The following is a 19,060-nucleotide window of genomic DNA, read 5'->3' as shown; positions in this document are numbered from 1 at the left end:
CCTTACCAGAAGTCGGGCAGGCTGTAGCGGTAGGTGTTGGTGCGGTGCCAGTCGTGGTTGCCGTCGACCCAGGCGGCCACGCCCCTGAGGAAGCGCAGCACGGTGGGCAGGGGGCATGCCTCCGCGAGTTCGGCCGCGGCGGCCTCGAAGGCGTGCTGGAGTTCGTTGTGGACCTCGACGGCCTTCAGATAGCCGTCGCGCTCCGAGAGCCGCTCGCGTTCGGCGATCACCACCGGGAGGTTCAGGTGGCGGCCCGGGCTGTCGAGTTCCTTGGTGTACGAGTAGAGGTCGTTGACGATGGTGGTCGCGTTGCCGGCCAGGGCGATGACCCGCTGCATGTCCGGACGGGCGTGCAGGTCCGCGGGCAGCTCGTAGCCGCCGACGGTGTCGGTGATGGTCGGGCAGGGGCGGAAGTTGTTGAACTGGCGCATGGCCAGGTACTCCCACACCTCCGGGACGTGATCGGTCTCGGCCCAGGCGGCCTCGGCGAGGTAGCCCAGGTGGAGCCGGGCCATGTCGTGCCGGTAGCGGTCGGCCTGGGAGGGGGTGGCCGCGCGGACGAAGTAGTCCATGGCACTGCGGTACGCCCGGCGCGGGGCGTCCGACGTGAGCGACTCCCGCCATGGCGGCGCGTATTCAGCGGTGGTGTGGAAGGGGTCGATCGCGGTGTGCGCCAGGAGGAGCCGCCCGCCGAGACCTACGGGCGACCCGCCGTGGTCCTCGCAGTAGCAGTCGTCCACCGCGTTCTCCGCGACCATCAGCCGCGTCGCGAGCATCAGGTGGTCGACCGTCGGGGCGTCGGGGTGGCAGGCGACCATGTACCGGCCGACGTAGAAGCCGTCGAACTCGCCCTCCCAGTCCTCGGGGTAGAGCTGGACCTCGTCCTCGGCCCAGAGCTTGATGCGGCGGCTCACCTCCTCGACGCGCGCGGGGTCGGGCTCCGGGACGGGGTGGTGGTAGAGACCGGGGACGGCTCGCCCCGCGGCGGGCTCGGCGGGAGCCGGGGGTTCCGGAACCGGTGGGGGCTCGTGCCTGGCGGACAGCGCGAGCGAGGCCGTGCCCGGTCCGGACGGCCCGCGCAGGATCCGCTGGAGTGCGGAACCGGCAGGCGGCGCGTCGGGCGCGGCCGGTACGGCGGGTGCGGGCTCCGGGGGCGGTGCGGGGGAGGGGACCGGGACCGGAGGGTGCAGCGCGGCCAGGAAGTCCGAGGGGGCGGGGGAGGCCGGCACGTCCGGCGGCTTCGGCGCCGGGGCGTCCCGCACGGCGGTGGACGGTGTCGGCCGGTGTTCGGGGGGCAATGGTCCGAGGGGCCCGGAGTCGGGCATCGGCGGCTCCTTGCTGCGGTGGAGGGCTCAGGGGTGCGGGGGCGTGTCAGGGCGTGACCCGCGGCGGTTCAGGACGTCAGCGCGGCCCGGGGGCGATCTGCACGTTCTCCATCACGCCGAGCGCGTCGGGCAGGAGCACCGCGGCGGAGTAGTAGGCGCTGACGAGGTAGGAGATGATCGCCCGTTCGTCGATGCCCATGAACCGTGCGGAGAGCCCCGGCTCGTACTCGTCCGGCAGCCCGGTCTGCCGCAGCCCGATGACGCCCTGGTTCTCCTCGCCGGTACGCATCGCGATGATGGAGCTGGTCTGCTCCCTGCTGATCGGGATCTTGTTGCAGGGCAGGATGGGGACGCCGCGCCAGGCGGGAACGGATTGCCCACCGAGGTCGACGTGGTCGGGGTAGAGACCGCAGGCGGTGAAGCCGCGTCCGATGGCGGCGATCGTCCTGGGATGGGCGAGGAACAGTTTGGTGCCGCGCCGGCGGCAGAGCAGATCGTCCATGTCGTCCGGGCTCGGGGGACCGCTGCGGGGCTGGATGCGCTGTGTGAAGTCGGCGTTGTGCAGCAGCCCGAACTCGCGGTTGTTGATCAGTTCGTGTTCCTGACGCTCCCGCAGGGCCTCGACGGTGAGCCTGAGTTGCTCCTCGCTCTGGTTCATCGGGCTGTTGTAGAGGTCGGCGACCCGGGTGTGGATCTTCAGGACCGTCTGTGCGACGGAGAGCTCGTACTCACGGGGGTTGAGGTCGTAGTCGACGAAGGTGCCCGGCAGGTCGGCCTCGCCGACGTGGCCGGCCGACAGGGCGATCTCGGCCTCACCGTGCTTGTTCTGCCGCTGCCGCGCGCGGGAGGCGAACGCGTCGACGTGGGCCCGGAGATGTGGGGCGGACGCCGTGACCGCGGTGAAGTCGGCACGGGAGAGGGTGAGGAGGGTACCGGCCGTCTCGGCGGTGACCGTGCAGTCGTGGCGGGCGTCGGAGTCCGCCAACGCGTCCTCACCGAAGTGGTCGCCGTCCGCGAGCACCCCGACGGCCACCTCCCCTCCGTACTTGCCCTCGGAGGTCCGCCTGGCCCGACCGTGGGCGATCAGGTGGATCCGGTCGGCGGGGCCGCCCCGCTCGACGAGGACCTCTCCGGCCGCGAAGTCCCGCTGCGTGCAGCGGTCGGCGAGGGCGGTGAGCACGTCGACGTCCTCGAATCCGCGCAGGACGGCCAGCTCGGTGAGTTCCCGGGGGATCACCCGGACCGTGGCGCCCTCCTGGACGAACTCGACGCGCCCGTCACCGAGGGTGTGGCGCAACCGCCGGTTGACCCGGTAGGCGCCGCCCTCGGCCTCGACCCAGGGCAGCATCCGCAGCAACCACCGGGAGGTGATCTCCTGCATCTGCGGCGCGGACTTGGTGGTGGTGGCGAGGTTGCGGGCGGCTGCGGTGCTCAGGGACTGCTGCGGCGCCTCGGGTGTGGTCCGAGCTTCCGGGATGCTGTCGACGGACATCGGCGGGCTTTCTCCTAGCGCGGCGGGTCGTCCGGCGCACACGGGTGCACCGACCGGGAGACAGGGAGGGGTGGGCAACGAGCGGGCGGGATCACGGTGATCCGTCCCCACGCCGAAGCTAGCGGGTGAACTGGCCTCATCCATCAGGGAGACGGGGTGCTTACCTCTAAGCGGTGACAATCGGTTGAATGCGGTTTGTCGGGCCCCTGCGCGTCAACGCCCGTCCACGGCCGGCCGGACCGGCTGTCCGGACCGGCTGCCGAGACCGGCTTCCGGTCGGGCCACGGCAACGGTCACCGCCGCCGGCGCGCGGCGTGAGGGCCGCGAGGGTGAGGAGCCGACGCGGTGGAGCCGCGTCGAAGACGGACGTTAGGCGCGTGATCCTCGGGTACTCGCCCTGCGTGCCAAGGTTACGGGCTCGATGCCGGCCTTGGCCGTGACGAGTTGAGCAGAGAGGGAGGTTCCCGAATGAGCATGGTCAAGGAAGCCGTGGACGTCGAGGTTCCGGTGCACACCGCCTACAACCAGTGGACACAGTTCGAGGAGTTCCCGCACTTCATGGAGGGTGTCGAGGAGATCAGGCAGCTCGACGACCGCCGTAGTCACTGGACCACCAAGGTCAGCGGGGTGAAGCGCGAGTTCGACACCGAGATCGTCGACCAGCTCCCCGACGAGCGCATCACGTGGCGCACCACCACGGGGGACACGAAGCAGAAGGGCACCGTCAGCTTCCAGCGCCTGGACGACACGCACACCCGGGTCGAGCTGGTCATGGACGTCGAGCCCACCGGTGTGGCGGAGAAGACCGGTGACATGCTGGGTGTGATCGACCGGCGGGTGAAGGGCGACATGCAGCGCTTCAAGGAGTACATCGAGGGCCGCGGCGGAGAGACCGGCGCTTGGCGCGGCCGCATCCGGCCCGGTGAGTGACCTCTTCCGCTCGCTGAGGTGAAGTGCTGCCGGCGCAGGTGACCGCAAGCGCCGGAAGCGCCGACATCGGCCCGCACCCTCACCGGGGGTGCGGGCCGGTCCGCGTCAGGGGGCAGGCGGCGGTCTCTTCCGTGCCGTTGCCACGATCACCAAGCGGCCCCGGGGCACCTCACCCTCACGTGCGCCCCGCTGGTGCGGCGGCCGGCGGGGCGTGTCCGCTGCGCCGGTCGGGGGAGCGGGCCCGCCCCGCGGGTGCGGCGGCCGTCCCCGGGCCGGGTGGTTCGGCATGATGTGTCGGCCGCGGGTCCCCGCGGCCGAGGTTCCGGCGCCGCTCGACCGCCCCGGAAATCGCCGGGGAGCCGCCGCGAAAGGGTGCCGATGCCGACACTGCCGTCGCCCGCCGCGTCCTTCGGTGGCGGCGGACGCGCGGTCCGGGTGTCCGTCGCCTCGGCCGCCGGTTTCTACCCCGCGGCGTACCTCCTGGACCGGCCGGTCCTCGCGCTGTACGCCCTGTTCACCCCCATCGCCCTCGCCGTCCTGTCCCCCCTGCCGGGTTCGGGCCGCCATCGCGCGGGCAGCGTGCTGCGTGCCGCGCCGGCTGCCGCCGCCACGATCGCGCTGGGCACCGTCCTCGCGACGACGACCTGGACAGCGGCCCTCGGCATGCTCCTCGTCGCCCTCGTCCTGACGTTCGGTGCGGTCTGCGCCCCGCGGCTGGCCGGTGTCGCCCCCGGGCTCCAGCTCTGCTACATCCTGGCCTGCTTCCCGCCGTACGCCCCCGCCACCCTGCCCGAACGGCTCGGCGGACTGGCATGGGGCGCCACGGCGCTTTTCCTGTGCGAACTCCTGGTGTTTCCCTCCCCACGACGGCCGTCGTACGCCTGGCGGGTCGCGGACGCCCTCGACCTGGCGGCCCACGCTGCGCGACTGACGCGGCGGGCGGACCCCGTCGACAGCGAGACGATCCGGCGTCTGCGGACGACCGGGCGGGAGCTGCGCTTCTCGTGCCAACCGCACGGCGGCCGGCCGACCGGCGCCGGCCGGAGCGACCGGGCACTGGCCCACGCCGGTTCCGCCACCCGGCGGCTGCTGGACCAGCTGGCCGCGCTCGGCGAACTCCCGCCCGCCCCGGCCGACACGGCCTCGCAGGCCCTGCTGCACGGCCTCGCGGCGACGTGCGAGGAGACCGCGGGCATCCTGCGCGGCGATCGCCCGGCCGGCGGTGCGGAGCTGATCGAGGAGATGACGGCGCGGTTCCTGGACGAGCGCGGTGACCCGGCCACGGCAAGCCGTGATCGTCCTCATGAGCTACTGCGGCGCAGGTCGACGCTGCTGACGGTGGCGGTGTCGACGGTGACCGCGCGCACGGCGGCGGGCCTCGCGGCGGGCGGCGACCGCGCGGTGCCCGGGCTGCCCCACGAGCAGTTCTGGTACGCGGGGTTGTCGACGGCGCGTCTGTGGCTCGTGCGGGTGCGCGGCAACCTCACGCCGCGCTCCGTCGTGTTCCAGAACGCGGTCCGTACGGCGCTGGGGCTCGCCCTCGCCCGTCTGGTGGCCGGGTCGCTCGACCTGTCGCACGGCTTCTGGGTGCTGCTGAGCGTGCTCACCCTGGCGCGCACGACGGCGGTCGGCACCTGGTCGGCCGTACGGTCGGCTGCCGCCGGGACCCTGTTCGGCGCCGTGCTGGCGGGCGCGCTCATCATCGGGGCGGGTGACGCGACCGCGGTCTACGCAGGTCTGCTGGTGCCGATGATGGTGCTCGCCTTCTCCGTGGGACCCGCCGGCGGCCCGGCGTGGGCGCAGGGGCTGTTCACGCTGGTGGTGTCGACGGCGTTCGCCCAGATCGCCCCCGTGACCTGGCGGCTGGAGGAGGCGCGGCTGGTGGACGTGCTGACCGGCAGCGCGATCGGGCTGGTGTGCGGGCTCCTCGCGTGGCCGGCCGGCGCGCGCACCGAGATGCGGCGCAGCGTGGCGGCGCTGCTGCGGGCCACCGCGCCCGTGGTGCGGGAGACCGCCGACGCGGCGGCCGGCCACGGCGCCGGCCCACGGACCGACGCGTCCGAGAGGCCCACGGCCGGCTCCTCGTGGCCCGTCCTGCACCGGCTGCGCATCGCGGAGGCGGCATACGCCCAGTTCCGTACGGAGCCCGCCCTCCGTACGGACGACGACGGCCCCGACTGGCTCGCCGCCCTCAACTACGGCTCCCGTGTGCTCACCGGCGCCTACTGGCTGCCGCCCGCGCGGGGAGCCCCTGACCTCCCGCCCGCAGCCCGGCAGTGGATGGACACGGCCGCGCGGCAGGTGGCGGCCGCCGGCCTGAGAGCGGCGGAACTGCCCCGCGGGGGAGTGAGGGTCCGGTTCGCGCCGCTGCCGTCCGTCCCCCCGTCCGCCATGACGCCCGGGGCGTGGTCCCTCCTGGTCGACCTGGAGGTGTGGCTGCACGCGCTCGCCGCGGACCTCGCCACGGCCACCGGGGGGTCGCGCGGCGGACGCGGGGAACCGGCGGCCGCGACACCGACGGTGAAGTCGTCGCGGGGCGCGGTCGAGGAGGTCACGGGCCCTCCGCGAACGCGGTGGCGTGATCGGCGGCCCACTGGTGAAGCGTGCGCGGCGCGGTTCCGAGGACGTCGGCGACCGTAGTGGTGACGTACGCGGGCCGCCCGACCGCCGCGCTCCACGCGGCGAGCAACATGTCGACGGTCGAGCGGGGCGTGCCCTGCGCGAGGGTCCGGAACTCGTCCGGTGTCATCTCCTCGAACACGATCTGTCGCCCGAGGGCGTGTCCGATGGCCTCCACCTGCGCGGCCTGGGTCAGCGACTCGGGGCCGGTGAGCACGTAGTCGCCTCCGACGTGTCCGTCGTGCCGGAGGGATCGCGCCGCGACGGCTGCCACGTCGCGGTCGTCGACCGGTGCCGTCTCGGCGGCGCCGTGAGGCCACCGGACGACCTGACCGGCCCGGATCGCGGGCGCCCACCAGGCCAACGCGTTCGATGCGAGCATTCCGGGCCGGATGATCGTCGTGTCGAGGCCGGTGGCCGTGATGAGGCGCTCGAGGTCGGCGTGCAGCCGCGCCGTCGGGTTGGGCTGCTGGAAGAAGGGGTGCGGCGTCCGGTGCGGGGAGGAGAGGAGGACGACCCGCCGCACATGGCCCGAGAGTCGCCCGACGACTGCCGCGGCTGTGTCGGGTGGGGCGGTCCAGACGAGGAAGACCGCACCGGCACCGCTCAACGCCGGGTCGAGCGACTCGGGCACGGTGAGGTCGCCGGTGAAGACCTCGGCCTTCGCGGGCAGCGCCGCCGCCTCGGCGTCACGGGTGAGGGCGCGCACCGGTACGCCCGCGTCGAGGAGCAGGTCGACGACGACGCGGCCGATCCGTCCCGTTGCACCGGTGACGAGCACGGGGGAGATGTCTGTTCGGGTCATGCGGCCATGAAAGCGTTACTCGGTTAAATAAGCAACTCGGTCACATAAGATACCCTGGTCGGATGAGCGAGCCGGTAGGGCTGCGAGCCCGTAAGAAGGAGCGGACACGCGACGCCATCGGCGATGCGGCAGTGGCCCTGTTCCTGGAGCGCGGCTTCGAGCAGGTCTCGGTCAACGACATCGCCGCCGCGGCCGAGATCTCCAAGCCGACGCTCTTCCGGTACTTCCCCACCAAGGAAGACCTGATCCTGCACCGGTTCGCGGACCACCAGGGCGAGGCGGCACGCGTCGTACGTGACCGCGGACCCGGCACCGACCCGGTGACGGCCCTGCACCGGCACTTCCGCGCCGGACTCGATCGCAACGACCCCGTCACCGGCCTCAACGACCATCCCGAGGTGGTGGCGTTCCACCGCCTGGTGTTCACCACGCCGAGCCTGGCCGGGCGGCTCGCGCGGTACCAGCTCGAGGACGAGGAGACGCTGGCGGACGCCCTCGGGGCGGGCGTCCGGGCCCGTCTCCGAGCCGCCCAGGTCCTCGCGGTCCAGCGGGTGCTCGCCCGGACCAACTGGCAGAGGATCGCCGAGGGTCGGGCCGCCGACGACGTCCACCCCGAGGCCGTGGCCGACGCCGACCTGGCATTCGATCAGCTGCGGTGACATCGGTGGCCGAGCGGCGGACCCACCGTCAGTTCGGCGGTGCGAGAACGCAGAACTCGTGGCCCTCCGGGTCGATGAGGCACGTCCACGGGACGTCGCCCTGTCCGACGTCGAGGTCGGTGGCTCCGAGCGTCCGCAGGCGGGCCGCCTCGGCTGCCGGGTCGTCACCGGCATACGGCAGCAGGTCGAGGTGGAGGCGGTCCGGCACCGTCCTCACGTCGGGTGTGCGGAGGAACTCGAGATACGGGCCGACACCTTTGGCGGAGCGCAGCACCGCACGTTCCTCCGTCACCTCGTGCAGGTTCCAGGCCACCGCCTCGCCCCAGAACCGGGCCATGCCCCGTGGATCCTCGCAGTCCACCACCACCGCGGCGATCGGTCCGGTGTCCCGGTAGACCTCCCGAGGCTCCAGCACGCAGAACTCGTTGCCCTCGGGATCGGCCAGGACCGTCCAGGGCACCTCGCCCTGGCCCACCTGAGCGGGTGTCGCGCCGCGAGCCCGGAGGCGGGCGATCAACTCCGCCTGGTGGGCCGCGGAGGTGGTGGCCAGGTCGAGGTGCACACGGTTCTTCGTCATGGTCTTGGTTTCAGGCACCGGGACGACATCGATGCCGACGGCGACCGGGTCCGGCCACACGAGGCCGCCGCCGGGTCCGACATAGGTGGTCGCGCCCGGGCTGTAGGCAGCCCAGCCGAGGGCCTCCGCCCAGAACCGGCCGACCGCCGAGTGGTCGACGGCCTTGATGTTCACGTGAACGGGTCGCAGAGCCATGCCGGCGATCCTATGAGACACGGAGATCTCGCCGGAGACGCCGCGAACCGGCGGTCGTGGAGCGGCTGGGCCTCCCGGGTCGGGTCAGCGGCGGCTGCGGCGCCGTGCGAGGCGGTGGAAGCGCTTGGGTCCGGCGGTCGGCGCGGGCAGGGTCCCCGCGACCGCGTCGGCCAGCAGGGTCCCGACCGTTTCCGCCGCGCAGACGCGGTTGGCGCCGATGCCTCCGGAGGGCCCGCGTTTGATCCAGCCCACCACGTAGGTGCCGGCCGTCCCGGTCACCCGCCCGTGCTCGTGCGGCACCGTCCCGGTGGCCTCGTCGTAGGGCAGTCCCGTCTGCGGCACTCCGCGGTAGCCGATCGCCCGCAGTGCCAGGCCGGCCGGGATCAGCAGCTCGCCGTCCCCGTCGGTGGCGCGCACGGCGCGCAGGGCCGCGTCGCCGCACATCTCCAGCGGCGTGGACAGGAAGCGGAGCACGATGCGCCGCCGCCCCGAGGTGTCCGGTGGGACGGACCAGTCGACGGCCTCCCGCGCCACCTCCCGCAGCACCGCCGCCTTGCCGTTCGGCCGGGAGGCGTCGATCACGGCGCCGATGCGGGGGTCGTGGTCGTCCACGACCAGGTCCACGCCGGGAAGGTGTTTCAGGGCCAGCAGCTCGGGCCGGGTGTACGCCGCGTCGTCCGGACCGCGCCGCCCGAGCAGCACCACCTCGCGCACCTTGCTGCGGCGCAGCTCCGCCAGTGCGTGCCGCGCGATCTCCGTGCCGGCCAGGGTCTCCGGGTCGGAGACCAGCAGACGGGCGACGTCGAGGGCTACGTTGCCGTTGCCGACCACGACGACGCGCTCGGTCGAGAGGTCGACGGCGTCCGGCGCGACGTCCGGGTGCCCGTTGTACCAGGCGACGAAGCCGGTCGCGGACAGGCTGCCCACCCGGTCCTCGCCGGGTATGCCGAGCCGTCGGTCGGCGGCGGCGCCCACGGCGTAGACGACCGCGTCATGATGGGCCGCTATCTCCTCGGGCGTGACGTCCCGGCCCACGTCGAGACCGAGGTGCAGGCGCACGCGCGGGTGGGTGAGGAAGCGGGTGAACGTGTCGCCGATCTTCTTGGTCGCCGGATGGTCCGGGGCGACCCCGTAGCGGATCAGGCCACCGGCGGTCGGGAGCCGGTCGATGAGCGTCACCTCGGCCCGGGTGTGCAGCAGCAGGTCCTGCGCGGCGTACATGCCCGCCGGCCCGGTGCCCACGATCGCGACCCGCAGCGGCCCGAAGTCCGAGGGCAGGACCCGGTCGAAGACCGGCTCGCCCCAGGGGTGGAAGTTCGGCCCGGACCTGTCTCCCGTGTCCTGCGCCTCCGCTTCCGTCCGCGCGAAGTAGGCCGCGTTCATGTCGGCGTACTCCCGCTGACCGGCGGGCAGGCTGTCGACCGGGAAGACGGCGTCCACCGGGCACGCGTCGGCGCAGGCACCGCAGTCGATGCAGGTCTCCGGGTCGATGTGCAGCATCTCGGTGCTGCCGAAGGCCTGCTCCTCGGGCGTGGGGCGGATGCAGTTGACCGGGCAGACGGACACGCAGGTGGCGTCGTTGCAGCAGGTCTGGGTGATCGCGAAGGCCATGGCGTGCGCTCGGCTCCGGGTGTCAGATGAGGTGGGCGCGCTGGTAGAAGAACAGCGCGGGCTTGGTGAGCAGGCCGACCGAGGTCAGGAACTCCATGAGGCCCGAACAGCTCGACCGCATCATCGACTTGTGGTGCTCGTTGGCCTTCGCCTCGCGGAGGGCGCGCTCCTCGTCCAGGCCCGCGTTCGCGTAGACCTCGCGGTTCACCATGCTGGTGACGATGACGTAGGCGGCCACGGCGATCAGGAGTGCCTGGATCCGGCGGCGGGTGCGTCCGGCACGTGCGAGGTGCCTGCGGGTCTCCTCGCGGGCGAACTTCATGTGCCGCGATTCCTCGACGACATGGATGTTGTTGATGGTCCGGACGAACGGTACGACCCGTTCGTCGCGCATCCAGTCGCGCTGCATGACGTCGAGGACCTCCTCGGCCACCAGGATCGCCGCGTAGGCGGCCTCGCCGAACGCGACGGTCTTGAAGAGCCTGCCGAGTTCGACGGCGATCCGGTGCGGCCGGTACGCCGGAGCCCCGAGCTTCTTCGCACCGCGGGCGAACATGATCGAGTGACGGCACTCGTCGGCGATCTCGGTGAGCGCCCACTGGAAGGTGTCGCTGGTCGGGTCCTTGGCGTAGATGTCCCGCAGCACCATCTGCTGCAGGATCATCTCGAACCAGATGCCGGTGCTCGCGACCGACGCGGCCTCCTGCCGCGTCAGCGCCTTGCGCTGGGCCTCGCTCATCTCGTTCCAGTACGCCGTCCCGTAGAGCGTGCTCCACTCGGGGCTGGCGCCGTGGAAGTCCTTGTCGAGCGGCGTCTCCCAGTCGACCTCGGTGAGCGGGTCGTACGAGAGCTGCGCGGACGAGTCGAGCAGGCGCCGCGCGATGCCGTCGTCGGGCGTACGGCTCTTGGTCCTGCTGAGGGCCATGTCGGGACTCCTAGAGTCGGGTCCGGGGGTGCCTCGTTCTCGGCTGCCCATTACTGCCGGTAACAGCCTCTTGTTGACGAACTTTATAGCAAGACCCGTCCGGTGCATACCCCCGAGTGATCCGGCTGCTCGGCTGTCAGTCGGCCGGTGTGCCCGAGGAGGCCTGGTGGCGCAGGCCGTCCATCAGGAGGTCGAGCAGGCGTGACATCCGGGTGTGGTGTTCCGGGGTTGTGGCGGCGAGGGAGAGGCCGCTGAGGCTGAAGAGGACGTCATCCGGCTCGACGTCCGCGCGCAGCAGGCCTGCCGCCGTGCCGGCCTGGAGCAGGTCGGTGATCGCGGCGGTGAGCATGGCCCGGCTTCGGGAGAAGGGGTCACCCCCGGTGGCGATGAGGGCGCGCAGCGCGCCGGACATTCCGCGCTTGGTGGTCATGTAGCGGGCGAAGCCGTCCATCCAGGCGCGCAGGGCGGCGTCCGGCGGTCCGGCGTCCAGGAGCTGTGAGGCGGAGTCGCAGAGCCGGGCGAGTTCGCTGCGGTAGGCCGCCTCGACGAGTTCCTCGCGGGTGGGGAAGTGGCGGTAGAGGGTGCCGATACCCACGCCCGCTTCCCTGGCGATGGCGTCGAGGGTCACGTCGGGCCCGTCCTGGGCGAAGGCTCGTGCGGCCACCTCGATGAGTCGGTCGCGGTTGCGGCGCGCGTCGGCGCGCAGCGGCCGGGAGTCGGGGGTGGTCACCTGGTTCTCCTCTGGTTGCAAACGGAGCCTCCTCCGTTTAGTCTCGGTTATGCGGAGGCTCCTCCGGTTTCCGACTCTACCGGCTGCAGCCGTCTCCGTACCCAGCTCCAGGCCTCCGGCCAGACGGGAACGACCATGAACGCCAGCACTCCTGCCACCCGCCTCACCACTCCTTACGGCGCCGAGACCACCGCCGCCGAGGTCATCTCGGGCGTCGACCTGACCGGCCGCCGCGCCGTCGTCACCGGCGGCGCCTCCGGCATCGGCGTCGAGACCGCCCGCGCCCTCGCCTCGGCCGGTGCCGAGGTGACCCTCGCCGTCAGGGACACCGGCGCCGGCGCGCGCACCTCCGCGGACATCACCGCGACCACCGGCAACAAGGACGTGCACGTCGCCCCCCTGGATCTGGCCGACCAGGCCTCGGTCGCCGCGTTCGTCTCCGCATGGGAGGGGCCCCTGCACATCCTGGTCAACAACGCCGGCGTGATGGCCTCGCCCGAGCTGCGTACCCCCGAAGGCTGGGAGCTCCAGTTCGCCACCAACCACCTCGGGCACTTCGCGCTCGCCCTCGGCCTGCGTCCGGCCCTGGCCCGGGACGGCGGCGCCCGCGTCGTGGCCGTCAGCTCCAGCGCCCACCACCGCTCCGGGGTCGTGTTCGAGGACATCCACTTCCGCCGGCGTGCCTACGAACCCTGGTCGGCATACGGTCAGTCGAAGACCGCCAACGTCCTGTTCGCCGTCGAGGCGGCCAAGCGCTGGGCGGCGGACGGTATCACCGTCAACGCGCTGATGCCCGGCGGGATCCGCACCAACCTCCAGCGCCACGTCTCCGACGAGGAGCTCGCCCGGCTGCGCGCCCAGGCGCCGGGCGGCACGGAGTTGCGGTGGAAGACGACGGAGCAGGGTGCGGCGACCTCCGTCCTGCTCGCCGCCTCACCGCTGCTCGAAGGGGTCGGCGGCCGCTACTTCGAGGACTGCAACGAGGCCGTCCGCGACAGGTTGACCGCCCGTACCGGCGTGGCCGACCACGCCCTCGACCCCGAGGCGGCGTCGCTGCTCTGGCAGGTCTCGCACGACACCCTGGGCACACACGACTGACCCGGCCCCGGACACCGCCCGCCCGCGGCGCGACAGTCACGCGCATCCCGCATGCGGACCACATCCCCACGGAGAACACCCCGGCCGCATCGGCCGCATCGGCCGCGCGCTGAGGGCGTGCGGTACCTCCCGCGGCGCATCCGCATCCGCATCCGCATCCGCATCCGCATCAAGGCCGGGCCGGCACCGTCTCCGCCCGGGGGTCGCGGACCGGCTCCAGCCGGACCTCGCGGCCCTGCCAGCGGCGGCGCAGCCACCGATCATGGCTGGCGACCACGATCGCGCCGGGTCCGGTGCCCAGCGCCTCCTCCAGCTCGTCGCACAGGCGGGGGGAGAGGTGGTTGGTCGGCTCGTCGAGCAACAGCAACTGGGGCGGGCGCGCCACGAGCAGCGCCAGCGCCAGCCGGCGGCGCTGCCCCACGGACAGGTGTCCGACCGGCTTGCCGAGATCCGCCTCGTGCATCAGCCCGAGCGAGACCAGCGGCACCCGCTCGGCCCGCGCCGTGCCCACCGACAGCTCGTAGGTGTCGCGGACGGTGCGTTCGGGACGGCCGAACACGGTGTCCTGGGCGAGCATCCCCACCGTCAGCCCGTGCCGCCTGCGCACCTCGCCCTCGGCCGGGAGGCGACCGGCGAGCACACCGAGCAGAGTCGACTTGCCCGCCCCGTTGCCGCCCGTGACCAGCAACCGGTCGGCCGCCGCCACCTCCAGCCCGTCCAGTGCCAGCCGGCCCGGGACGCGCACGTCGCGCAGGGCCACCAGCGGCTGCGGGCCCTCCTCCGACCGGGCCGCCAGGTCAGCGGCGGCGAACCGCAGCGGACGCGGCGGCTGGGGCACCTGGGCGCGCTCCAGCTCCTCCAGCCGCCGGGTGGCGTTGCGCACCCGGCGGGAGATCTGGTTCTGCACCCGGCCCGCCCGGTGGCCGTAGCCCATCTTCTCGTTGTCGACGCGGCCCCGGTCCGGGGCGACCCGGTGCGCGGTCACGCCCGCCGACATGCGCAGTTCCTCCCGTTCCGCCTGCTCCTCGGCGTACCGCCGCTCCCAACGTTCCCGCTCGGCCCGCTTCTGGGACAGGTAGGCGCTGTAATTGCCGCCGTAGCGGACCGGGCCGTCCACCGCCGGGTCGAGGTCGACCAGGTCGGTGCAGACGGCGTCGAGGAACGCCCGGTCGTGACTGGCGACGACCACGGCGCCGGGCAGGGACCGGATCTGCTCCTCCAGGAAGGCGGCGGCCGCGTCGTCGAGGTGGTTGGTCGGTTCGTCGAGGAGCAGGGCGGACGGGCGCCGCACGAGCAGCGCGGCCAGGGCGAGCCGGCCGCGCTGGCCGCCGGACAGCGACCCGAGCGGGCGGTCGTGTGCGACCCTGCCGAGACCGAGGCCGTCCAGCACCAGGGCGGCGCGGCGGTCGGCGTCCCAGGACTCGCGGTCCTGAGCCTGCTGCAGGTGCCTGCCGTAGGTGTCGAGGAGCTCCCGGTGCCGGGGATCGTCCTCCGGGGCCCGGGCGAGTTCCTCGCCGAGCCGGTCCAGTTCCGCGAGGTCCTCGCGGGCCTCGCGGAGCGCCTCGTCGAGCACCGCGCCGATGGTCGAGGCGGTGTCGAACGGCATCTCCTGGTGGAGGAAGCCGAGATCGGCGGGGCGGGTGACACGTCCGGCGTCGGGTTCGTCCAGGCCGGCGAGCACCCGCAGGAGGGTGGACTTGCCGACGCCGTTCTCCCCGATCAGGCCGATGCGGTGGCCGGGGGAGGCGGTCAGGAAGACGCCGTCGAGTACACGGCGTCCGCCCAGGTCGCGGACGAGGTCGTGGGCGAGCAGTGCGGGTCGGGGCACAGGGATCCGTCCGGTGTGGTCGGTGGTCGGCCCGCCGGGCGCGAAACCTCGGGCGCGGGCCAGGTCACACGCCGGCGGCTCACACCACGGGGGCTCCGGTCTCCTTCAGCGTCCCGTCGGCCAGTCGCAGCCAGCGGCTGATCCCGATGGCGGCGAGGAACCGCTCGTCGTGGCTGACCACCATGAAGGCGCCCTGGTAGGAGTTGAGCGCGCTCTCCAACTGGCCCGCGCTGACCAGGTCGAGGTTGTTGGTCGGCTCGTCGAGCAGCAGCAGGTGCGGAGCCGGTTCGGCGCACAGCACGCAGGTGAGAGTGGCCCGCAGCCGCTCACCGCCGGAGAGCACCCCGACCGGCAGGTGGGCGCGCGGCCCCCGGAAGAGGAAGCGGGCCAGCAGGTTCATGCGCTCCGCCTCGGGCCGCTCGGGGGCGAACGCCGCGAAGTTCTCCGCCACGGTGCGGTCCAGGTCCAGGAGGTCCAGTCGCTGGGAGAGATACGCGATACGGCCGTCGTTGCGTGTGACGTCGCCGGCCTCCGGGGCGAGGTCACCGGTGATCAGGCGCATCAGCGTGGTCTTCCCGGCGCCGTTCGGTCCGGTCAGCGCGATGCGCTCCGGGCCGCGGATCGCCAGGTCGACACCGTTCGCCCCGAACACGTGCGCGTCGCCGAGACCGACCTGCATCCCCTCGCCGAGGAACAGGTTGCGGCCGGCCGGTACCTGGGTGTCGGGCAGCTCCAGGGCGAGGCGCGCTTCCTCGCGCAGTGCGCGCCCGGCCTCGTCCAGGCGGGACTTGGCCTCGCTGACCCGGGCGGCGTGCATCGTGCCGGACCTGCCCGCGGCCTCCTGCGCGCCCCGCTTCATGTTGCCGGCGAAGATGCGTGGCAGGCCGGCGTTCTTGAGGTTCTTCGCGGCGTTGCTCGCGCGGCGCTCGGCGCGCTCGCGGGCCTGCTGCGCCTCCCGCTTCTCCCGCTTCAGCTCCTGTTCGGCGTTGCGGATGTTCCTCTCGGCGACCTCCTGCTCGGCACGGACGGCTTCCTCGTACTCGGTGAAGTTTCCGCCGTAGAGGCGGAGGTCGCCACTGCCGAGTTCGGCGATGCGCTCCATGCGGTCGAGCAGCGCGCGGTCGTGGCTGACCAGGAGCAGGCAGCCGTTGAAGTCCGACAGCACGTCGTACAGCTTGTGCCGGGCCTCCGCGTCCAGGTTGTTGGTGGGCTCGTCGAGCAGCAGGACGTCGGGGCGCTTGAGCAACTGTGCGGCGAGGCCGAGGGAGACGACCTGACCGCCGCTGAGCGTGCTCAGGCTGCGGTCCAGGGCGAGGTCGGCCAGTCCCAGGCGGTCGAGCTGGGCGCGGGTGCGCTCCTCGATGTCCCAGTCGTCGCCGATGGTGGCGAAGTGCTGCTCGTCGACGTCGCCGGACTCGACGGCGTCCAGGGCGCGGATCACCTCCGCGACGCCGAGCACCTCGGCGACGGTGAGGTCGCCGGTCAGGGGCAGGCTCTGCGGCAGGTAGCCGAGAGTGCCGCTGAAGGAGACCGAGCCGGTGGAGGGCTTGAGTTCGCCGGCGATCAGCTTGAGCAGGGTGGTCTTGCCGGAGCCGTTGGGTGCGACGAGGCCGGTGCGACCGGGGGGCACGGAGAAGGACAGGTCGTGGAAGACCGGGGTGTCGTCGGGCCAGGCGAAGGAAAGGTTCGAGCAAACGACGGCTGCGTCGGACATGGGAAGACCTCGGGAGCGCTGAGGGCAGAGCAGAGACCTCTGCCGCGGCAGACGGGGAAAGGGGTACGACGAGACGGACCACTTCGGCAGCGCTCCTGAGCGCCGGCCGGTGGCCGTCATATCCGGATCTCACCCGGAGATGTCGTCTTCACCCACCACGTCTGTGACTCCTCGATCGGTGACCTGTGTCCCTTTCGAGCCTAGCAGTCCGCACCGGCCGGCCCGCCGGGAGCCGGGTGGGGGGCGGAGCGGCGTCGCGCACGTGTGCACGCGCGTCCGGGACGCGGCCTTCGGCAGAGGTCGAACCACGTGTCAAGAGCGCCAGATGCTGACTCGGCGACGAGTGTCACGGGAGATCCGGCGCTGCTCACACGTCTCGAAGCCGGTGGGGCCACGGCGAGGCTGGGCAGGCTCGCGGTGGGCGCCGCCGGCCGCACCTCCAGCGCGGCCGGGAGTTCAGCCGGGCTTCCATGCCGCGGACACAGGTCGGCGGCTCGCCGGCTCAGTCCTCGGCGACGCGGACTCGGTCAGCTCCAGCGCCGCCAACACCGTGGCCTCGCACCACACGGTCACCAGGTTCAGTCGCTGCTATTCCTCACCCGCCGCTGTGGCGTCCTTGGTGTGCATGTCGGTGCAGAGGCCACAGCCATTGATCTGGCTGGCGCGGATCATCATCAGCTCCAGAGTGGCTCGCGGGAGAGTGCCCTCGACCGCCCCTGCGGCCGAGTTCAGGTGCTACATGGACAGACCAGGTGGCCGCGCTGACTGTGACAGTGCACCCCGCTCACGTCCGCGTGCCCGCCGATGGGGAGCACATTCTTGCACCTGCCGCGCCTCATGTTCGATAGTTGCCGAACGTCCGGTAGCATGAGCGACATGCCGGGCCATCACTCGTCACCTGCCGACGTCGACATCTCCCTGCCTCGTCTTCTCGGGGCGCTCAGCGATCCGACGCGTTTGGGTATCGTCCGGATCCTCTCCGACGGCGCCGAGAGGGGTTGGGGGCAGTTCGACGCTCCCGTTGCCAAGTCCACGCTGAGCCATCATCTCAAAACGCTGCGTGAGGCTGGTGTGACGCAAAGTCGCCAAGAGGGTACGCGCTGCTACGTGAAGCTGCGAGGTGACGCCCTGGAGGCTCGTTTCCCCGGCCTCCTGTCGACGCTGCTGGCCGCCGCCACCGCCGACCACGTCGGCGAGCACGTCACTGAGCGTGACGAGTCGCGTCTGACGTCGTAAGCAGTCCTGCCGCACACGCGCCTGCCACAAGTGTGCGTGGCTTCATGGTTGACGTGAGCATGACACCAGGTTTCGCCCTGCGTCAGCGTGGGGCTCCTCCTCGTGGACGCGATCGCCGACATCTTCCGTGATTGACGGCGCGAATTGCCTCGCTCATAATGTTCTATGTACTACGAACATCGAACATGGAGTGTTTATGTCCGCGAACGACCCCCGCCAGACGTTCTCCGGTCACGTTGCGATCGTTACCGGGGCGGGAACCGGAATCGGCCGAGCCGCCGCTATCGCCTTCGCCGAAGCAGGCGCGTACGTACTCGGGGTGGGGCGCCGTAAGGAGCCTTTGAAGGAGACCGCAGCCGCCCACCCCGGCATCGAAGTCATGGCGATCGACATCTGCGGCGAGGGTGCACCCGGCAAGGTGGTGAGGGCCGCCGTGGAGCGCTGGGGTCGCCTCGACCACCTGATCAATAATGCCGGCGCGACAGCGGTCATGCCGCTTGCGGAGACCGACAAGAAGACGGTTGTCGATCTGCTTGCGCTCAATGTTGTAGCGCCCAGCCTCTTGGCCCGAGAAGCCCTGCCACACCTGCGCAGGGCGTCTGGGACCATCATCAACCTCTCCAGCACTTACGGGCACCGCCCGATGGCGGGGGGTGCGCACTACGCGGCTACCAAGGCCGCCATCGAGCAGATGACGCGCAGTTGGGCATTGGAATTGGCCGGTGAGGGGGTCCGTGTCAACTCGGTCGCCCCCGGCCCCACCCGTACCGACGTCTTGCTGCATGCTGGTCTGTCCCCGGAGGCGGCCGAGGAGATGTACGCCTACGAGCGTGACCGCATTCCGGCCCGTCACATTGCGCACGCGGACGAAGTGGCTCACTGGATCCTCCGATTGGCCGACCCGGCCGGACGTCATGCGACCGGCCAGGTGATCACGGTCGACGGCGGGCTCGAACTCATCTGAGTCGGGCGGCAGTCTGGAAGGCCCGGGCCTGGCCGTGTTCGACAGCAATCTGTACTGCATCCACCGCGGCCACGGCGGCAACGACCAGAAACTGTGGTGGGCCACTTACACCACCAACGGCGGCTGGAGTGCCGACAAGGCCTTCCCCGCTCACTCCAGCGGAGCCGGCCCCGCGGTGATCGCCTACCGCGACAAGTACGGGGACAAGAACCAGCTCCTCGTCGTCCACCGCGCCGCCGGCACCGACACCGCCGAAGACGAAGCTCGCCTCGCCGCAGAACAACGCGCATGGGCCGCGGAAACGGCCACATCCTGATCCGAGCGCAGGACGATCCGGTGGAGGCTGCCCCAG

Annotated in this window: 16 protein-coding genes and 1 pseudogene; 7 read left to right on the top strand and 10 right to left on the bottom strand. The window is 72.0% G+C overall.

The window, feature by feature from the left end:
* Nucleotides 1-2 precede the first annotated feature (2 nt).
* Together ACGF5T_RS17290 and ACGF5T_RS17285 are read right to left on the bottom strand one after the other, a co-directional pair.
* Nucleotides 3-1,325 carry a family 2 encapsulin nanocompartment cargo protein terpene cyclase gene (locus ACGF5T_RS17290; protein ID WP_366767053.1) on the bottom strand — a complete coding sequence of 441 codons (1,323 nt, stop codon included), beginning with the start codon at nucleotides 1,323-1,325 and terminating at the stop codon, nucleotides 3-5.
* A gap of 76 nt (nucleotides 1,326-1,401) precedes the next feature.
* A complete protein-coding gene (locus ACGF5T_RS17285; protein ID WP_366767052.1) occupies nucleotides 1,402-2,817 on the bottom strand; it encodes a family 2B encapsulin nanocompartment shell protein in 1,416 nt (471 codons plus the stop codon).
* 468 nt (nucleotides 2,818-3,285) lie between these two features.
* Between ACGF5T_RS17285 and ACGF5T_RS17280 the strand changes: the two genes are divergently transcribed.
* Nucleotides 3,286-3,747 carry an SRPBCC family protein gene (locus tag ACGF5T_RS17280; protein WP_356610021.1) on the top strand — a complete coding sequence of 154 codons (462 nt, stop codon included), beginning with the start codon at nucleotides 3,286-3,288 and terminating at the stop codon, nucleotides 3,745-3,747.
* A gap of 378 nt (nucleotides 3,748-4,125) precedes the next feature.
* Nucleotides 4,126-6,387, top strand: coding sequence for an FUSC family protein (locus ACGF5T_RS17275; RefSeq protein WP_366767051.1), 2,262 nt, complete (start codon nucleotides 4,126-4,128; stop codon nucleotides 6,385-6,387).
* Here ACGF5T_RS17275 and ACGF5T_RS17270 read toward each other — a convergent pair.
* Nucleotides 6,299-7,171: an NAD(P)H-binding protein gene (locus ACGF5T_RS17270; RefSeq protein ID WP_366767050.1), complete on the bottom strand. Its 873-nt coding sequence runs from the start codon at nucleotides 7,169-7,171 to the stop codon at nucleotides 6,299-6,301. The two genes, ACGF5T_RS17275 and ACGF5T_RS17270, sit on opposite strands and share 89 nt — an antisense overlap.
* 62 nt (nucleotides 7,172-7,233) lie before the next feature.
* Between ACGF5T_RS17270 and ACGF5T_RS17265 the strand changes: the two genes are divergently transcribed.
* On the top strand, nucleotides 7,234-7,830 hold the full coding sequence (locus ACGF5T_RS17265; RefSeq protein ID WP_356610018.1) for a TetR family transcriptional regulator: 597 nt from the start codon (nucleotides 7,234-7,236) through the stop codon (nucleotides 7,828-7,830).
* Between the two features lie 28 nt (nucleotides 7,831-7,858).
* On the opposite strand, the gene ACGF5T_RS17260 is transcribed toward ACGF5T_RS17265, so the two are convergent.
* The 4 genes from ACGF5T_RS17260 to ACGF5T_RS17245 all read right to left on the bottom strand — a co-directional run bounded on the left by ACGF5T_RS17260 (nucleotide 7,859) and on the right by ACGF5T_RS17245 (nucleotide 11,868).
* Nucleotides 7,859-8,602 carry a VOC family protein gene (locus ACGF5T_RS17260; protein WP_366767049.1) on the bottom strand — a complete coding sequence of 248 codons (744 nt, stop codon included), beginning with the start codon at nucleotides 8,600-8,602 and terminating at the stop codon, nucleotides 7,859-7,861.
* 84 nt (nucleotides 8,603-8,686) lie between these two features.
* A complete protein-coding gene (locus ACGF5T_RS17255) occupies nucleotides 8,687-10,213 on the bottom strand; it encodes an FAD-dependent oxidoreductase (RefSeq protein WP_366767048.1) in 1,527 nt (508 codons plus the stop codon).
* A 22-nt stretch (nucleotides 10,214-10,235) separates the two neighbouring features.
* Nucleotides 10,236-11,138 (bottom strand): diiron oxygenase, encoded by a 903-nt coding sequence (locus tag ACGF5T_RS17250; protein WP_356610015.1) that lies wholly within the window; start codon nucleotides 11,136-11,138, stop codon nucleotides 10,236-10,238.
* A 136-nt stretch (nucleotides 11,139-11,274) separates the two neighbouring features.
* On the bottom strand, nucleotides 11,275-11,868 hold the full coding sequence (locus ACGF5T_RS17245) for a TetR family transcriptional regulator (RefSeq protein ID WP_366767047.1): 594 nt from the start codon (nucleotides 11,866-11,868) through the stop codon (nucleotides 11,275-11,277).
* Nucleotides 11,869-12,003: 135 nt separating this feature from the next.
* Here ACGF5T_RS17245 and ACGF5T_RS17240 point away from each other — a divergent pair, with 135 nt between their 5' ends.
* The gene (locus tag ACGF5T_RS17240; RefSeq protein WP_361013390.1) at nucleotides 12,004-12,966 is read left to right on the top strand and encodes an SDR family NAD(P)-dependent oxidoreductase; all 963 of its coding nucleotides are present in this window, start codon (nucleotides 12,004-12,006) and stop codon (nucleotides 12,964-12,966) included.
* A 169-nt stretch (nucleotides 12,967-13,135) separates the two neighbouring features.
* Here ACGF5T_RS17240 and ACGF5T_RS17235 read toward each other — a convergent pair whose 3' ends face one another.
* From ACGF5T_RS17235 to ACGF5T_RS17225, 3 genes and pseudogenes are all read right to left on the bottom strand, one after another.
* The gene (locus ACGF5T_RS17235; protein ID WP_366767046.1) at nucleotides 13,136-14,794 is read right to left on the bottom strand and encodes an ABC-F family ATP-binding cassette domain-containing protein; all 1,659 of its coding nucleotides are present in this window, start codon (nucleotides 14,792-14,794) and stop codon (nucleotides 13,136-13,138) included.
* A gap of 79 nt (nucleotides 14,795-14,873) precedes the next feature.
* Complete coding sequence (abc-f, locus tag ACGF5T_RS17230; RefSeq protein ID WP_366767045.1) at nucleotides 14,874-16,508, bottom strand: ribosomal protection-like ABC-F family protein; 1,635 nt, start codon at nucleotides 16,506-16,508, stop codon at nucleotides 14,874-14,876.
* Between the two features lie 513 nt (nucleotides 16,509-17,021).
* Nucleotides 17,022-17,240, bottom strand: a pseudogene (locus ACGF5T_RS17225) (carboxymuconolactone decarboxylase family protein); the annotation flags it as partial.
* Nucleotides 17,241-17,384: 144 nt separating this feature from the next.
* On the opposite strand from ACGF5T_RS17225, the gene ACGF5T_RS17220 reads away from it, so the two are divergent.
* The 3 genes from ACGF5T_RS17220 to ACGF5T_RS17210 all read left to right on the top strand — a co-directional run bounded on the left by ACGF5T_RS17220 (nucleotide 17,385) and on the right by ACGF5T_RS17210 (nucleotide 19,024).
* Nucleotides 17,385-17,744 carry a metalloregulator ArsR/SmtB family transcription factor gene (locus ACGF5T_RS17220; protein ID WP_361013571.1) on the top strand — a complete coding sequence of 120 codons (360 nt, stop codon included), beginning with the start codon at nucleotides 17,385-17,387 and terminating at the stop codon, nucleotides 17,742-17,744.
* Between the two features lie 196 nt (nucleotides 17,745-17,940).
* Nucleotides 17,941-18,708, top strand: a complete 768-nt coding sequence (locus ACGF5T_RS17215; protein WP_366767044.1) for an SDR family oxidoreductase — start codon at nucleotides 17,941-17,943, stop codon at nucleotides 18,706-18,708.
* Nucleotides 18,709-18,742: 34 nt separating this feature from the next.
* Nucleotides 18,743-19,024, top strand: coding sequence for a hypothetical protein (locus ACGF5T_RS17210; RefSeq protein WP_361013397.1), 282 nt, complete (start codon nucleotides 18,743-18,745; stop codon nucleotides 19,022-19,024).
* Nucleotides 19,025-19,060: the final 36 nt, after the last annotated feature.

This window comes from Streptomyces sp. NPDC047853, from assembly GCF_043204535.1.
GTDB lineage: Bacteria > Actinomycetota > Actinomycetes > Streptomycetales > Streptomycetaceae > Streptomyces.
Note: the sequence above shows the minus strand (reverse complement) of the source record. Positions and strands in the feature narration are given on the sequence as shown.

Excerpts from the sequence above, each read along its gene's own strand:
- ACGF5T_RS17290 (WP_366767053.1), bottom strand. The coding sequence starts at position 1,325 with ATGCCCGACTCCGGGCCCCTCGGACCATTGCCCCCCGAACACCGGCCG.
- ACGF5T_RS17285 (WP_366767052.1), bottom strand. The coding sequence starts at position 2,817 with ATGTCCGTCGACAGCATCCCGGAAGCTCGGACCACACCCGAGGCGCCG.
- ACGF5T_RS17280 (WP_356610021.1), top strand. The coding sequence starts at position 3,286 with ATGAGCATGGTCAAGGAAGCCGTGGACGTCGAGGTTCCGGTGCACACC.
- ACGF5T_RS17275 (WP_366767051.1), top strand. The coding sequence starts at position 4,126 with ATGCCGACACTGCCGTCGCCCGCCGCGTCCTTCGGTGGCGGCGGACGC.
- ACGF5T_RS17270 (WP_366767050.1), bottom strand. The coding sequence starts at position 7,171 with ATGACCCGAACAGACATCTCCCCCGTGCTCGTCACCGGTGCAACGGGA.
- ACGF5T_RS17265 (WP_356610018.1), top strand. The coding sequence starts at position 7,234 with ATGAGCGAGCCGGTAGGGCTGCGAGCCCGTAAGAAGGAGCGGACACGC.
- ACGF5T_RS17260 (WP_366767049.1), bottom strand. The coding sequence starts at position 8,602 with ATGGCTCTGCGACCCGTTCACGTGAACATCAAGGCCGTCGACCACTCG.
- ACGF5T_RS17255 (WP_366767048.1), bottom strand. The coding sequence starts at position 10,213 with ATGGCCTTCGCGATCACCCAGACCTGCTGCAACGACGCCACCTGCGTG.
- ACGF5T_RS17250 (WP_356610015.1), bottom strand. The coding sequence starts at position 11,138 with ATGGCCCTCAGCAGGACCAAGAGCCGTACGCCCGACGACGGCATCGCG.
- ACGF5T_RS17240 (WP_361013390.1), top strand. The coding sequence starts at position 12,004 with ATGAACGCCAGCACTCCTGCCACCCGCCTCACCACTCCTTACGGCGCC.
- abc-f (WP_366767045.1), bottom strand. The coding sequence starts at position 16,508 with ATGTCCGACGCAGCCGTCGTTTGCTCGAACCTTTCCTTCGCCTGGCCC.
- ACGF5T_RS17220 (WP_361013571.1), top strand. The coding sequence starts at position 17,385 with ATGCCGGGCCATCACTCGTCACCTGCCGACGTCGACATCTCCCTGCCT.
- ACGF5T_RS17215 (WP_366767044.1), top strand. The coding sequence starts at position 17,941 with ATGTCCGCGAACGACCCCCGCCAGACGTTCTCCGGTCACGTTGCGATC.